This window comes from Streptomyces sp. NPDC048331, assembly GCF_043201215.1.
Taxonomy (GTDB): domain Bacteria; phylum Actinomycetota; class Actinomycetes; order Streptomycetales; family Streptomycetaceae; genus Streptomyces.
Genome location: NZ_JBICYT010000004.1, coordinates 116,107 through 129,582 on the forward strand (window position 1 = coordinate 116,107; position 13,476 = coordinate 129,582).

Consider the following 13,476-nt stretch of genomic DNA (forward strand, 5'->3'; position numbering starts at 1 on the left):
CCCGCCCCACCGCTTACGCTCCCCGCATGAAGAACGAGACGGTACGGGCGGTCAACCGCCTCACGACACGCTGGGCCGCCCAGGCCCCCGTACGGGACTCGGGGACGGTCCTCGCCGCGTCCGGGGTGTGGCCGCTGCTCGCCCTGCTCGCCGACGGCGCGGGCGGTCCGGCCCGCGCCGAGCTGGCGGAGGCGCTGGACATACCCGCCGAGGCCGCGGCCGGTGCGGCGCGGGAACTGCTGGCCGCGCTGGCCGACGTACGCGGACTACGGGCGGCGACGGGACTGTGGGCCAGGACCGAGGTCCCCCTGGACGAGGTCTGGTCGGCGAAGCTGCCGCCGGACGCCCGGGGCACCCTGAGCGGTGTGCCCGGCACCGACGCGAAGGTGCTGGACGCCTGGGCGGCGGAGCGGACGGGCGGGCTGATCGAGCGGGTGCCGGTGTCGTGGCCCGAGGACACCCGCCTGGTCCTGGCCTCGGCGCTCGCGCTCCGGGTGCGGTGGACCGAGCCCTTCCAGGAGGCACCCGTCGCGGTGGCCGAAGGCCCGTGGGCGAGGCGGCCGCTGCGACGGCTGTCCCGGACCACGCGCGCGCCGGACGAGGTCCGGGTGGCCCACGGCCCGGCCGGGGCCGTCACCGTGCTGGAGGTCGCCGGCACCGAGGACGTGGACGTGCACCTGCTGCTCGGCGAGCCGGGAACACCGTCGGGCCCGGTGCTGGAGACCGGGCTCGCCGCCGTCACCGGCGCCGTCCCGTCCCTGCCGGTCGGCGAACTCCCCGACGGCACCCCGGGCCCCGGGCTGACCACCCGCACCGTGGATGCGCCCTTCCCGGTCGACCTGCTTCAGGTCCGTACCGTGGCCTTCTCCCTGTTCGCCGAACACGACCTGCTCGACCACGCCCCCCTGTTCGGGCTGGACACCGCCCGCGACGAGAACTTCGAACACTTCCCCGGTATCAGCTCCGAGCCACTCGCCGTCGGTTCGGCCCGGCAGTCCGCGATGGCCCGATTCCACGCGACGGGGTACGAGGCCGCGGCCGTCACCGCCGTCGCGGCACGGCCGGGCGGGGGCGCGCCGCCCCGCGTGCGGCACCGGGTCCGCCGGGCGGAGGTCCGCTTCGACCGTCCGTTCGGGTTCGTGGCCGTCCACCGGGACTCGCGGCTGGTCCTCGCCGCGGGCTGGGTCACCGATCCGGACCCGGCGGTCGAGGCGGACCGGTCCGCCGATGCGAGGCGGCCAACGCCGCCGTCTCGGTGAAGTCGGGGACGTGCCCGGTGCCGCCGCGACCGGAGACCGAGAGGGAGGCGGCGGCCATGCCGTACGCCACGGCGTCCGTGAGGGTGTCGCCGAGGACGAGGCGGGCGGTGGTCGTGCCGGTGAAGCAGTCCCCCGCACCGGTCGCGTCCACCGGCTCGGGGTCGACGGGCACGGGGTGGTACTCCGCCCGCGTGCCGTCGTCCAGCAACATCCGGTCGGCGCCCGCGGTGACCGCGACCGTACGGGCGCCGAGCCCGCGGCAGCGGGCCGCGGCGGTGCGCGGGTCGGCGGTGTCGAGCAGGGCCGACGCGTCGGCCGGGCATGAGGTCTTGAGCAGGCCGGTCAGCGGCGCGATCCGGGCCAGCAGCTCGCGGGCCTCGGCCGGGCCGGTCAGGCGGGAGCGGAAGTTGGGGTCGTAGGTCAGGTGCCCGCCCGCCCCGTGCACGAGGCGGGCCGCGGCCAGTACGGCGGCGCGGCTGCTCGACGACAGGGCGCCGGTGACGCCGCTGGTCACGAGCGCACCGCAGTCGGTCAGCAGCGCGCGCCAGGACGCGACGTGGTGGGGCGCGAGGGTGGAACCGGCGCTGCGGGTGCGCCAGTAGACGAACGCGCGGTCGCCGTCGGTGTCGGCGGACAGCAGGTAGGCACCGTTGGGGTGCGGGGCGCGGCGGACATGGGAGACGTCCACGCCGAGTTCGGCGGCCCGGCGGAGCAGCGGGCCGGTGAGTTCGTCGTCGCCGACCACGGCGAGCAGGGCGGTGCGGGCGCCTGCCGCGGCCGCGGCGGCCGCCGCGTTGAGGGCGTCCCCGGAGTAGGAGATACGGGCCCGGGTGCCGTCGACGGCCTCGCGCAGGGCGGTGTCCGCGTGGATCTCGACCAGGACCTCGCCGAGGACGAGGACGTCGTAGCGCGGAGCCTCTCCGCGGGGCACGGTCAGCGCTCCCCGGCAGCGTCGTGGGGCGCGTCGCACGGCGGGGCCGCTGCGGCGAACACGGCGGCCAGTTGGTCCGGATCGGTCGGTAGTCCGCCGCCGATGCCCACCGCCGTGGCGCCGGCCGCGAGCCAGTCGGGGACCTCGGCGGGCCGGATGCCGCCGGTCGGGACGATCACCGCGCCGGGCAGGACGGCCCTGAGCGAGCGGACGAACCCGGGGCCGCCCACGTGCGCCGGGAAGACCTTGGCCGCTCCGGCGGCCCGGACGGCGGCGGCGATCTCACCGGGGGTGAACCCGCCCTCGATGAACACGGCTGCGCGGCGTACGGCCACGGCGCGGACCTCGGGGGCCGGGTATGGGGAGACCAGGAAGGCGGCGCCCGCGTCCAGGGCGGTCTCCGCCTGCGCGGTGGTGGTGACCGTGCCGACGCCGATGAGCGCCGGACGGCCGTGGACGTCGCTCAGCGGGGCGGTACGGGCAACGGCCCCGGCCCAGCCGGGGGTGGAGGTGGTGAGTTCGACCGCACGGCAGCCGGCGGCGAGCAGGGCGGTGGCGCGGCGAACCGCCTCGGCGGCATCGGCCTCGCGCAGCACGGGGAGCACGCGCTGGGCGGCCAGCACCGCGTACGGATGATCGGGCAGGCGATCGGTCAGGTGATCGGACGGGCGATCGGGCAACGGAGGACCCTCCCCTAGGCTCCACGCGCTTGTTCCACGTAGTGGAACGGCGTACCGTGTCGCGGCACCATACGGTCCAGACCCTACCCACGCGAGGAGCGCTCGTGTCAATGGATGAGGCGGCGGCGGGCGGGCGCGCGGGGCGGACCTCCGCCGCCGGCACCGCCTTGGAGAAGTCCCTGCGCGTGCTGGAGGCGGTGGCCGCGCCCGGCGGCCCGCATCGCCTCGCCGATGTGACGGCGGCGGCCGCCGTGCCCAAGTCGAGCGCCTTCCGCATCCTGGCCTCGCTGGTCGAGCAGGGCTTCGTACGCCAGGAGGCCGACAGTCGGTACGGGGTGGGTCCGCGGCTGCGCGGGCTGTCCGCCCTGGTCGACGCCGGGGAACCGGCGAGCATCGGACGCATCCTCGGCGAACTGCGGCGGGCCACCGGCCAGACGGTCCATCTGGCCCTGCACAGCGGGCGGACCATCACCTACATCCGCAAGCTGGAGAGCGAGGAGCAGCCCTTCCGGACGGCCTCCCGCGTCGGCATGCGGATGCCGCTGCACACGACCGCGATCGGGAAGAGCATCCTGGCCCTGCTGCCCGCCGAGGAGGTACGGGAACTGATCGACGCGACCGGGCTGCCGCGCCGGACGCCGCACACCCTCACGACCGCACGGGCCCTGCACGCCCAACTGGCGGCGGTCCGCGCCCAGGGCTTCGCCGTCGACGACGAGGAGAACGAGCCGACCATCCGTTGTGTCGGCGCGGCGATCCTCGGTCCGACGGGCCGTCCGGTCGGCGGGGTCAGCGTCACCACCGTCACCTTCCTGGTGTCCCGCGAGGAGATCGAGGCGTACGCACCGGCCCTGCGCACGGCCGCGGAGGCGCTGGCTCCGCTGCTGTGACCCCGGTGGAAGGGCCGCGAGAACGCTTCGCAAAAATTCTTCCGGATAACTGTTATCGACGCCCCCGTCGACGGTCTCCCATGTATCGGGCATCATCGACCGCCGGTACGGACAGGGAACATCACATGACTAGTCAGCACACCGCAGCGCTCGTGGCAGCGGCCCGCGCGGGTGACCCCCGCGCGCAGGACGAGCTCGTCAGCGCCCATCTCCCGCTCGTGTACAACATCGTCGGGCGGGCCCTGAACGGGTCCTGCGACGTGGACGACGTGGTGCAGGACACGATGCTGCGGGCGCTCGACGGGCTGGGCGGCCTGCGGGTGGACGAGAGCTTCCGGTCCTGGCTGGTGGCGATCGCGATGAACCGCGTACGGGCGCACTGGCAGGCCCGGCAGAGCGGTTTCGGTGAGAGCACCCTCGAGGACGCGAGCGATGTCGCCGACCCGGGTGCCGACTTCGTCGACCTGACCGTCGCCCGCCTGCAGCTCGCCGGGCAGCGGCGCGAGACGGCCCGCGCCACCCGCTGGCTGGAGCCCGAGGACCGGGCACTGCTGTCCCTGTGGTGGCTGGAGTGCGCCGGGGAGCTGACCCGGGCGGAGGTGGCGGGCGCGCTGGAACTGACCCCGCAGCACACGGCGGTGCGGGTGCAGCGGATGAAGGCGCAGCTGGAGTCGGCCCGTGTGGTGGAGCGCGCGCTGGACACGCACCCGGCGTGCGAGGAGCTGCGGACCGTGATGGGCGGCTGGGACGGGGAGCCCTCGGCGCTGTGGCGCAAGCGAATAGCCCGGCACGCCCGTGAATGCGTACGTTGCTCCGGTCTGTGGAGCGGACTCGTTCCGGCGGAGGGGTTGCTCGCCGGTCTGGCCCTGGTCCCCGTCTCCGCGGCTCTGCTGGCGGGGATGAAGACGGCCGGGGCGGCCGGCTTCGCCCCCGCGAGCGTCGCCTTCGCCGAGGGTGTCGACGGGGGCTTCGGGGGCGGGGGCTTCGACGGGGGCGGCTTCGACGACGCGGCGACCCAGCTCACCCCGGTGGCCGACATGGGCGGCGGTGGCCGGGGCGCGCTGCGCAAGCGCCGCCAGAGCCGCCGCCGGGTGGTCGGCGGTGCGGTGCTCGCCGCCTGTGTCGCGGGCGGCGGACTCGTGTACCTCGGGGGGCTGCCCGGTTCCGGCGACACGAAGGACGGCGCCTCCCCGGCCGCGACCCCGCTGGCCGCGCTCTCGGCGACCGAGTCGCCCGCTCTGCCCTCGGAGTCGGCCTCGCCCTCCGCCTCCCCCTCGCCCTCCCCGTCGGCATCCGCCTCGCCGAGCCCGTCGGCGAGCCCCAGCCCGACGCAGTCCAAGAGCAAGTCCCCGACCCCGAAGGCCTCACCGGCCAAGCCGGCCCCCGCGCCGCCGTCGGGGATCGCCGGCCAGGTCGTAGCCCTGGTCAACAGCGAGCGGGCAGCGGCCGGCTGCGGCCCCCTCAAGGAGGATCCGCAGCTTCGTACGGCCGCTCAGGGGCACTCCGACGACATGGCTGCCCGGGACTATTTCGACCACACCAGCCCGGACGGCAAGGACCCGGGCGACCGGACGACCGCGGCCGGCTACCGCTGGTCGACGTACGGGGAGAACATCGCGCGGGGCCAGCAGACGGCCCAGTCGGTCATGGACTCCTGGATGAAGAGCCCGGGCCACAAGGCGAACATCCTCAACTGCTCGTTCAAGGACATCGGGGTGGGCATCCACCAGGGCTCGGGCGGCCCCTGGTGGACCCAGAACTTCGGCGCGCGGTAGGGCACGGTCGCGCGGCCCGGAGGAGCTACGGGGCCTCGGGCCGCAGGCCCCGTAGCTTCTCCGGGTTGACGCTGACGCGCAGTGCGGTGATCCGGCCGTCGGTGGCCTCGAAGGTCATGGCGCCGACGGTCACACCCTGGTGGACGAGCAGCAGGCCCGGCTCGCCGTTGATCTCGGCGAGGCGCAGCACCCCTTCACGGGCCTCGGACTTGGCCATGACGCCGAGCCACCAGCGGGCGACGTGGTCGGCTCCGTGCAGCGGCCGGCGGGCGGCGGTGACGATGCCGCCGCCGTCGGCCCAGGAGACGACGTCGGGGGCGAGGACCGTGAGGACCTCGCCGAGGTCCCCGCCGAGGCAGGCCTGCCGGAACTTCTCGACGATCTCGCGCTGCTCGGCCGCCTTGGCGGTGAAGCGGGGGCGGCGGGCCCGGACGTGTTCGCGGGCCCGGTGCGCGGACTGGCGGACGCTCGCCTCGGACTTCCCGACGACCTCCGCGATCTCGGTGTGGGAGTACCCGAACACCTCGCGGAGCATGAAGACCGCGCGCTCGGTCGGAGTCAGGGTCTCCAGTACGACGAGGACCGCCATCGAGACGGTGTCGGCGAGTTCGGCCTCCTCGGCGATGTCGGGCGAGGTGATGAGGGGTTCGGGCAGCCAGGGCCCGACGTACGCCTCGCGGACGACCTGCGCCGACCTGAGCCGGTTGAGGCTCAGATTGGTGACGGTGCGCACCAGGTAGGCCCTGGGGTTCTCGACGGCCGTGTGATCGGTTCGGTGCCAGGCGAGCCAGGCGTCCTGCACGATGTCCTCGGCGTCGGCGACACTGCCCAGCATGCGGTAGGCCGTGCCGAACAGCAGTCGCCGATGTTCCTCGAATTCCTCACTCATGATCGCCACGGTGTCATCCGGCGAGCCGGATGATCAAGGCGGGGTCAGTGGTGGAAGCCGGACCGCGGCTCGGCGGCCGGTACGGGCGGGGGCGTGGCCGTCAGGTGTTCCACGGCCGCGCGCAGGTCGGTGACGAGGAGGGCCATCTGGTCTCGGGTCACGCCGTGCCGGACGAGGACGCGTTGGATGACCGTGTCGTCGCGGTCGGCGGGCAGCGGGTACGAGGGCACCTGCCAGCCGCGCATGCGCAGCCGGTCGGAGAGGTCGTAGAGGCTGAACGGGGTGGCGTCCGGGTCGGTGAGCTTGTAGGAGACGGCGGGCAGGGCGCCCTGTCCGTCGTAGAGGAGGGTGAAGGGGCCCATGTCGGCGATCTGCCGGGCGAGGTACTGGGCGGTGTCGGCGCAGGCCTCCTGGACGCGCCGGTAGCCGGCCCGGCCCAGGCGGAGGAACAGGTAGTACTGCGCGATGATCTCGCCGCCGGGGCGGGAGAAGTTGAGGGCGAAGGTCGGCATGTCGCCGCCGAGGTAGTCCACCTTGAAGACGAGGTCGGCGGGGAGCAGGTCGGCGGTGCGCCAGATGATCCAGCCCACCCCCAGCGGCGCGAGTCCGTACTTGTGGCCGGAGGTGTTGATCGAGGCGACGCGCTCCAGCCGGAAGTCCCACACCACGTCCTGGTGGAGGAAGGGCGCCACGAACCCGCCGCTCGCGGCGTCCACGTGGACGGGGATGTCCCAGCCGTGCTCGGCCTGGATCCGGTCGAGCTCGGCGGCGATCTCGGCGACGGGCTCGTAGTCGCAGGTGTAGGTGACCCCGAGGATGGCGACGACGCCGATGGTGTTCTCGTCGACGTACTCGGCGAGCTGGTGGGCCTGGAGACCGGTGGCGTCGGCCTCGACCGGAACCTGACGCAGTTCGACGTCGAAGTAGCGGGCGAACTTCTCCCAGCAGATCTGGACCGGGCCGCACACCAGGTTGGGGCGGTCGGTGGGCAGTCCGGCGGCACGGCGGCGCTCGCGCCAGCGCCATTTGAGGGCGAGTCCACCGAGCATGGCGGCCTCGCTGGAGCCGGTGGTGGAACAGCCGGCAGCGGTGGCGCCCGCGGGGGCGTTCCACAGATCGGCCAGGATGTTGACGCAGCGGGACTCGATCTCGGCGGTCTGCGGGTACTCGTCCTTGTCGATCATGTTCTTGTCGAGGCAGACGTTCATCAGGCGGTGCACGCCCTCGTCCGACCAGGTGGTGCAGAAGGTGGCGAGGTTCTGGGCCGCATTGCCGTCCAGGAGCAGCTCGTTGCGGAGCAGTTCGTAGACGACCTCGGTGGGAGAGTGGTCCTCAGGGATCTTGTACTTGGGGAGGATCTGGCCGCTCAGCGTGGACGCGAACACGTCCGTGTCGGCGTCCTGGGCGCGTACGTCCTTCGTCTCATGAAGAGCCATATCGGAACTATAGGCGCAAAAACTGGCATTACCGGGCAGGACGGCCTTGTGCTCCGTCCCTGCGGCGGCCGCCGCGCAGCGGATACGACGAACCACCACGCCGATCCTGAGGGCCGCACCTCGCCCTCAGTGACCGGCGCGCGGTTCGAAGCAGCCACCCTCGGGGTACGGGCCGTTGGTCTTCACCTCGTAGTCGGTCTGTTGCACGAAGGCGGTGACGCAGGCGTCGTCATGGACGCGGACACCGACCGCCGCGCCTTCCGGGGTGACGTAGTGATCCGTCTCGATGCGCGGCTCCATGCCCCGCACGCCGAGCGTTCCGCCGAGCCACTCCCCCATCGGCCCGAACCGCTCCTCCTGGAAACCGACGTCGAGCAGGGCGGCACGTACGCTTCCCGGATCCCACGCCCCGGCCTCCCAGAGACGCTTGAGGACGGGCTCGACGCGGTCGGCCTCCCGCCGGGCGTCCTGTGCGCTCGCGGGAGACATCTCGCCCGGGATACGGAAGGCGTTGTTCGTCTACCGCCAACCCAGGAACGCCGTCGAGGTCGACCGCCTGCTCCACGCCGCCTGGACCGACCCGCTCGCCGGCTACGGCTGGGACGGGGATCGACACTGGACCACCGACCCCGTCCGCACCTGGTGGCGCGAGCGAGCCCGACTGCGCGCCTGGGCCATCGATCTCAGGGCCGCCTGGTCGGGTCACCCTGACGCATATCGCCAGGAGGCGGCCACCGGGCTGAGCGAGCTCCTCACCTACCTCGACGGCGGCCTTGAAACCGACCTGCGGCTCTACCTCTTCCGGCTCGAGGAACGCCGCTCCCCGAACCCCTCCGAGCCGCTGCCCGAACTGGACCCGTGAGGGCATGAGCGGCTCCCGGGCAGGGTGGATCAGTGCTGGTCGAAGACGTACCCATGCCCTTCCCCGGCCGGACAGGCAAAGAACCGGAAGTCGCCGCATCTCCCTACCGTGATCCCGGTGGTTGGTCACTGGCCACGGTGAACATCAGGTGGCAGGGGGCGCCACAGGTCAGGCACGGGATGTCGTAAGGCTCCGTCAGATGCCACGTGGGCCACTTGCCGAACTTGATCCCGGCCACCTGGGTGATGACATCGCCTCCGTCTCCGGTCGCCCCCACGTACTCCTGCACGGACTTGAGGAGTTCTCCGTCCGGCAGGGCCTGCGGGTAGGGAGAGTCGACGAGGGGCACGGGGGCGAGCGTGCACGGGTCCGGGCTGTATCCGTAGTCCGGGTCCTCCTGCCGAACCGGTGATGGGGGCGAGGTGAGTACGCGCCTCACCTCCGCGCTGCTGCGCCGGCGGATCTCCGCGATCGGGCTGACGTCGGCGTGCGGAGCCGGCGGATCCCAGTGCACATCGGGGCACCACAGGAGCTGAAACACGTCCTTGTCCTCGGGCCACCAGTCGCCCGGCGCGTTCTTCCGGTACACCTGCGCCACCGCCACCATGGCGGTCGCCGGCGTCCCGGGATCGGACTTCTCGTCCGGGACGTCGCAGTACGGCCAAGCCTCGTCGGCCGGCCAGAGCAACGGTCCACCCACAGAACTCTGATGGACGGCCGGCTCCCCCGGTGCGGGTGCCAGTACCACGGCCGGCAGGGCATACGGTGCGAGTCCGGGCACAGCGGCGACGATCTCCTCGACGGAGGGCCTGGTGTGGTCTCGCGTACGACAGGGGCGGGATGAGTGGAGGAGGGTACGGTCACCACGCCGCGCGGCCGCTTTCGGCACGCCGCACCGCCCCCTGGAGCGGGTCTGACGCTCTGCTTCCGGCCGACTCTGCAGTGTGACGCCGCGCATAGCGACCCCCTCACCCAGAAGAAATTACTGTCGAGTAGAGTTCACGCAATAGATCTTCCCGTTCGAGGCCCCGAAGTAGCGCCGAACGGGAAGATCATCCAACTTGTTCTACCGGAAACTTATCCGCGCATGTCCGGATACAGGCCATGCCTCTCCGGAGCCCTGATACCTCTTCGGCCATGAAGAAGATCACTCGCCGTCAGGCCTTGGGGGCAACAGCCGGTGCCCTCACCGCTCTCGGTCTGACCGCCGCTGCCGCGGGCGCCACGAACGCCGCCGCGACCCCCACCGAGCCCACCACCCCGGGCACGGTCGACGAGGTCTACAAGGGCCGTCGTATCCAGATCACCGCCGGCGGTGGTGGCCACCACGGCGGCCACCACTCGCCCGGCCAGCCCACCGTCCGAATAGACGGCCGGGAACTGCACATCATGCGCAACGCCGATGGCACCTGGATCAGCGTCATCAACCACTACGAGACCTTCGCCGACCCGAAGCTCCTCGCCCGTGCCGCGGTCCGCGATCTCCAGGGCGCCGCCCTCGTTCCCTTCGGAGGTGCGGCATGACCGTACGCAAGAACCAGGCCACGCTGACCACCGAGGAGAAGCGCGCCTTCGTCTCGGCCCTGCAGGAGCTCAAGCGGAACGGCAGCTACGACCGTTTCGTCACCACCCACAACGGCTTCATCATGAGCGACACCGACTCGGGCGACCGCGTCGGCCACCGCTCCCCCTCCTTCCTGCCGTGGCACAGACGCTTCCTCCTGGAGTTCGAGGAGGCACTGCAGAAAGTGGACGCGAACCTCGCGCTCCCGTACTGGGACTGGACGGTGGACCGGACCTCCCGCGCCTCCCTCTGGGCCCCCGACTTCCTCGGCGGCACCGGACGGGCCCGCGACGGGCAGGTCATGGACGGTGGGTTCGCGTACTCGACGGGCAAGTGGAACATAAACGTCCGCGTGGACGGGCGTGCCTACCTGCGCCGCGATCTCGGCACGTCCGTCGCCCAGCTGCCGACCAAGGCCGAGGTGGACGCCGTACTCGCCATGCCGGTCTACGACATGGCCCCCTGGAACAGCTCCTCCAACGGGTTCCGCAACCACCTGGAGGGCTGGCGCGGCGCCAACCTGCACAACCGGGTGCACGTGTGGGTCGGCGGGCAGATGTCCACCGGCGTCTCCCCGAACGACCCGGTGTTCTGGATGCACCACGCCTTCATCGACAAGCTGTGGGCCGAGTGGCAGGCCAAGCACCCCCAGTCCACGTACCTTCCGGCGGCGGGCACGCAGAACGTCGTCGACCTGAACGACACCATGCGGCCCTGGAACAACGTGACCCCGGCGGACATGCTGGATCACCGGAAGTTCTACACCTTCGACACCGAACCGGTCGCCGCCGCCAGCCAGCGGTAGTGCAGTTCGGGGCGGCCGACCTGGCCGTACCGGGGGGTGCGGTCCGCGCGGCCGGTGTCCACCAGGTGCTCCAGGTAACGGCGGGCGGTGATCCGGGAGATCCCCGCCGCCTCGGCCGCCGCCGCCGCGGTCAGACCCTCGGGCGCCGACCGCAGCAGGGCGGCGACCCGGTCCAGGGTCGGTCCGCTCAGCCCCTTGGGGAGCTCGGCCGGGCGGGGTGCGCGGAGCGCGGCCATCGCCCGGTCGACGTCGTCCTGGCCGACCGCCTCGCCCGCTGTCTGGCGGAACTCGGCGTAGCGCAGGAGCCGTTCGCGCAGCGTGGGGAAGGCGAACGGCTTCAGGACGTACTGGACCACGCCGAGGGAGACGCTCTCGCGGACCACGGCCAGGTCCCGCGCGGAGGTCACCACGATCACGTCGACCGGATGTCCGGCGGCACGCAGCCCGCGCGCGAAACGCAGGCCGTGCCCGTCCGGCAGTCCGAGGTCCAGGAGCAGCAGGTCGACAGGGGTCCGCTCCAGGAAGCGGGTGGCCTCGGCGAGCGAGTGCACGGCTCCGGCGGCGGTGAAGCCGGGCACCCGTCCGATGTAGAGCGCGTGCGCGTCGGCGGCCACCGGGTCGTCCTCGACGATCAGCACGCGCACCTCGCCGCCGCTCATCGGGGGCCTCCCGGGCCCGCCGGGCCCGCCGGAGCCGCCGGAGCCGCCGGCGCCGCGGCGGGCGCGGGCTCGGACGCGGACGTGATCGGCAGGCGGACCGTGAACTCCGCTCCCCCGCCCGGTCCCTGGGCCGCGACCACGGCGCCGCCGTAGCGCTCCGCGACCTGCCGGACCAGGGCGAGGCCCAGGCCGCGGCCCTCGCCTTTGCCGGACCAGCCCCGGCGGAACACGTCCACCCCTTCGGGCAGCCCGGGTCCGTTGTCCGCGACCCGCAGCAGCAGCTCGTCCGGCTCGGGCCGCAGCGTCACCGCGATCCGGGCCCCCGGTACGGCGGTGAGCGCGTCGACCGCGTTGTCGATGAGATTGCCGAGCACGGTGACCAGGTCCCGGGCCGGCGGCAGCCCGCCCCCTTCGGCGAGACTGCGGCTGTCGGCGGTGACGACCAGTTCGACGCCGCGCTCGTGCGCCTGGGCCGCCTTGCCCAGAAGCAGCGCCACCAGCACCGGCTCCCCCACCGCCGTGACCACTTCGTCGGTGAGTGCCTGGGCGAGTTCCAGTTCGGCGGTGGCGAAGTCGACGGCCTCGTCCGCGCGACCGAGCTCGATGAGCGAGACCACGGTGTGCAGCCGGTTGGCCGCTTCATGGGCCTGGGAGCGCAGCGCCTGGGTGAAGCCCCGCTCGTGGTCCAACTCGCCGGTCAGTGATTGCAGTTCGGTGTGGTCGCGCAGGGTGACCACGGTGCCCCGGCGGCCGCCGCCCGCGACCGGCGAGCTGTTGACCACCAGGACGCGGTCCGCGGTCAGGTGGACCTCGTCCACCCGGGGCCGGTCCGCGAGCAGCGCCCCGGTGAGCGGGGCCGGCAGCCCGAGGTCGGCGACCTTGGTGCCGGTGACCTCACCCGGCAGAGCCAGCAGTTCGCGTCCGGCGTCGTTGATCAAGGTGATCCGCCGCTGCCCGTCGAGCATCAGCAGTCCCTCGCGGACCCCGTGCAGGGCCGCCTGGTGGTAGTCGTACATCCGGCTGAGCTCTGCCGCGTTCATGCCATGAGTGTGACGGCGCAGCCTCGCGTTGACGACGTACGTGCCCACGCCGCCCAGGGCCAGCGCGCCGCCCGCGACCCAGGCGAGGGCGGAGAGCTGCGTGGCGAGCCGGTCGCTGATGGCGCGGACGGTGATCCCCGCGCTGACCAGGCCGATGACCCGGCCCTCGTCCGTGAGCGGGGTGACCACGCGGATGGAGGGGCCGAGGGTGCCGGTGTACGTCTCGCTGAAGGTCTCGCCGCGCAGCGCGGGGGCGGTGTTGCCCATGAACGGCTCGCCGATCCGACGCGGGTCCGGATGGGTCCAGCGGCGCCCTTCCGGGGACATGATCGTCACGAAGGCCACCCCGGAGTCCGCGCGGACCTGCTCCGCATAGGGCTGGAGCAGGGCGGACGGGTCGGTCCCGCCCGCCGCTCCCCGTACGGCCTCCCGTACGGACGGGGAGTCGGCGACCGCGCGGGCCACGGCCCCGGCCTGGCGGCGGGCGGCCTCCTCGGCCTGGCCCCGTGCGGTGGCGTACGCGAAGACGGCGCAGCCCGCGACGACCACGGCGACCAGCAGCACCTGCATGGCGAAGAGCTGGCCGGCGAGGCTGCGCGGCGGGCGGGGGAAGCGGAACATGGCGCTCAGTGTGCCCCGGGTCGTGAACTCAATGAACGTAAGGGTGACCGGGGTCACAGCCCTGG

14 protein-coding genes are annotated in these 13,476 nt (G+C 72.8%); 6 read left to right on the plus strand and 8 right to left on the minus strand.

The window, feature by feature from the left end:
- Positions 1-26 precede the first annotated feature (26 nt).
- The gene (locus ACGFYY_RS08555; RefSeq protein WP_393707730.1) at positions 27-1,259 is read left to right on the plus strand and encodes a serpin family protein; all 1,233 of its coding nucleotides are present in this window, start codon (positions 27-29) and stop codon (positions 1,257-1,259) included.
- Here the strand turns inward: ACGFYY_RS08555 and ACGFYY_RS08560 are convergent.
- Positions 1,186-2,190, minus strand: a complete 1,005-nt coding sequence (locus ACGFYY_RS08560; RefSeq protein ID WP_393707731.1) for a PfkB family carbohydrate kinase — start codon at positions 2,188-2,190, stop codon at positions 1,186-1,188. The two genes, ACGFYY_RS08555 and ACGFYY_RS08560, sit on opposite strands and share 74 nt — an antisense overlap.
- Before the next feature lie 2 nt (positions 2,191-2,192).
- Entirely contained in the window at positions 2,193-2,870 is a 678-nt protein-coding gene (locus tag ACGFYY_RS08565; protein WP_393707732.1) for a bifunctional 4-hydroxy-2-oxoglutarate aldolase/2-dehydro-3-deoxy-phosphogluconate aldolase, read from the minus strand.
- 110 nt (positions 2,871-2,980) lie between these two features.
- On the opposite strand from ACGFYY_RS08565, the gene ACGFYY_RS08570 reads away from it, so the two are divergent.
- Positions 2,981-3,760 carry an IclR family transcriptional regulator gene (locus ACGFYY_RS08570; RefSeq protein ID WP_365267120.1) on the plus strand — a complete coding sequence of 260 codons (780 nt, stop codon included), beginning with the start codon at positions 2,981-2,983 and terminating at the stop codon, positions 3,758-3,760.
- 125 nt (positions 3,761-3,885) lie between these two features.
- Complete coding sequence (locus ACGFYY_RS08575; protein WP_393707733.1) at positions 3,886-5,535, plus strand: sigma-70 family RNA polymerase sigma factor; 1,650 nt, start codon at positions 3,886-3,888, stop codon at positions 5,533-5,535.
- 25 nt (positions 5,536-5,560) lie between these two features.
- Here the strand turns inward: ACGFYY_RS08575 and ACGFYY_RS08580 are convergent, their stop codons facing one another.
- The 3 genes from ACGFYY_RS08580 to ACGFYY_RS08590 all read right to left on the minus strand — a co-directional run bounded on the left by ACGFYY_RS08580 (position 5,561) and on the right by ACGFYY_RS08590 (position 8,349).
- Entirely contained in the window at positions 5,561-6,424 is an 864-nt protein-coding gene (locus ACGFYY_RS08580; protein WP_393707734.1) for an RNA polymerase sigma-70 factor, read from the minus strand.
- Between the two features lie 44 nt (positions 6,425-6,468).
- Positions 6,469-7,860: a glutamate decarboxylase gene (locus ACGFYY_RS08585; RefSeq protein ID WP_393707735.1), complete on the minus strand. Its 1,392-nt coding sequence runs from the start codon at positions 7,858-7,860 to the stop codon at positions 6,469-6,471.
- A gap of 126 nt (positions 7,861-7,986) precedes the next feature.
- The gene (locus tag ACGFYY_RS08590; protein WP_393707736.1) at positions 7,987-8,349 is read right to left on the minus strand and encodes a hypothetical protein; all 363 of its coding nucleotides are present in this window, start codon (positions 8,347-8,349) and stop codon (positions 7,987-7,989) included.
- Positions 8,350-8,371: 22 nt separating this feature from the next.
- Here ACGFYY_RS08590 and ACGFYY_RS08595 point away from each other — a divergent pair, with 22 nt between their 5' ends.
- Complete coding sequence (locus ACGFYY_RS08595) at positions 8,372-8,722, plus strand: hypothetical protein (protein ID WP_393707737.1); 351 nt, start codon at positions 8,372-8,374, stop codon at positions 8,720-8,722.
- A 103-nt stretch (positions 8,723-8,825) separates the two neighbouring features.
- On the opposite strand, the gene ACGFYY_RS08600 is transcribed toward ACGFYY_RS08595, so the two are convergent.
- A complete protein-coding gene (locus ACGFYY_RS08600; RefSeq protein WP_393707738.1) occupies positions 8,826-9,422 on the minus strand; it encodes a hypothetical protein in 597 nt (198 codons plus the stop codon).
- Positions 9,423-9,859: 437 nt separating this feature from the next.
- Here ACGFYY_RS08600 and ACGFYY_RS08605 point away from each other — a divergent pair, with 437 nt between their 5' ends.
- On the plus strand, positions 9,860-10,246 hold the full coding sequence (locus tag ACGFYY_RS08605; protein ID WP_030761119.1) for a tyrosinase cofactor: 387 nt from the start codon (positions 9,860-9,862) through the stop codon (positions 10,244-10,246).
- Positions 10,243-11,091 (plus strand): tyrosinase family protein, encoded by an 849-nt coding sequence (locus ACGFYY_RS08610; RefSeq protein WP_393707739.1) that lies wholly within the window; start codon positions 10,243-10,245, stop codon positions 11,089-11,091. The genes ACGFYY_RS08605 and ACGFYY_RS08610 overlap by 4 nt, the downstream gene beginning before the upstream one ends.
- Here the strand turns inward: ACGFYY_RS08610 and ACGFYY_RS08615 are convergent.
- Positions 11,046-11,750 carry a response regulator gene (locus ACGFYY_RS08615; RefSeq protein ID WP_393707740.1) on the minus strand — a complete coding sequence of 235 codons (705 nt, stop codon included), beginning with the start codon at positions 11,748-11,750 and terminating at the stop codon, positions 11,046-11,048. The two genes, ACGFYY_RS08610 and ACGFYY_RS08615, sit on opposite strands and share 46 nt — an antisense overlap.
- Entirely contained in the window at positions 11,747-13,360 is a 1,614-nt protein-coding gene (locus tag ACGFYY_RS08620) for an ATP-binding protein (protein WP_393708003.1), read from the minus strand. Before ACGFYY_RS08620 ends, ACGFYY_RS08615 begins: the two co-directional genes overlap by 4 nt.
- Positions 13,361-13,476: the final 116 nt, after the last annotated feature.

Coding starts and splice junctions, on each gene's coding strand:
- ACGFYY_RS08580 (WP_393707734.1), bottom strand. CDS start 6,424: ATGAGTGAGGAATTCGAGGAACATCGGCGACTGCTGTTCGGCACGGCC.
- ACGFYY_RS08590 (WP_393707736.1), bottom strand. CDS start 8,349: ATGTCTCCCGCGAGCGCACAGGACGCCCGGCGGGAGGCCGACCGCGTC.
- ACGFYY_RS08615 (WP_393707740.1), bottom strand. CDS start 11,750: ATGAGCGGCGGCGAGGTGCGCGTGCTGATCGTCGAGGACGACCCGGTG.
- ACGFYY_RS08605 (WP_030761119.1), top strand. CDS start 9,860: ATGAAGAAGATCACTCGCCGTCAGGCCTTGGGGGCAACAGCCGGTGCC.
- ACGFYY_RS08570 (WP_365267120.1), top strand. CDS start 2,981: ATGGATGAGGCGGCGGCGGGCGGGCGCGCGGGGCGGACCTCCGCCGCC.
- ACGFYY_RS08620 (WP_393708003.1), bottom strand. CDS start 13,360: ATGCAGGTGCTGCTGGTCGCCGTGGTCGTCGCGGGCTGCGCCGTCTTC.
- ACGFYY_RS08610 (WP_393707739.1), top strand. CDS start 10,243: ATGACCGTACGCAAGAACCAGGCCACGCTGACCACCGAGGAGAAGCGC.
- ACGFYY_RS08555 (WP_393707730.1), top strand. CDS start 27: ATGAAGAACGAGACGGTACGGGCGGTCAACCGCCTCACGACACGCTGG.
- ACGFYY_RS08575 (WP_393707733.1), top strand. CDS start 3,886: ATGACTAGTCAGCACACCGCAGCGCTCGTGGCAGCGGCCCGCGCGGGT.
- ACGFYY_RS08585 (WP_393707735.1), bottom strand. CDS start 7,860: ATGGCTCTTCATGAGACGAAGGACGTACGCGCCCAGGACGCCGACACG.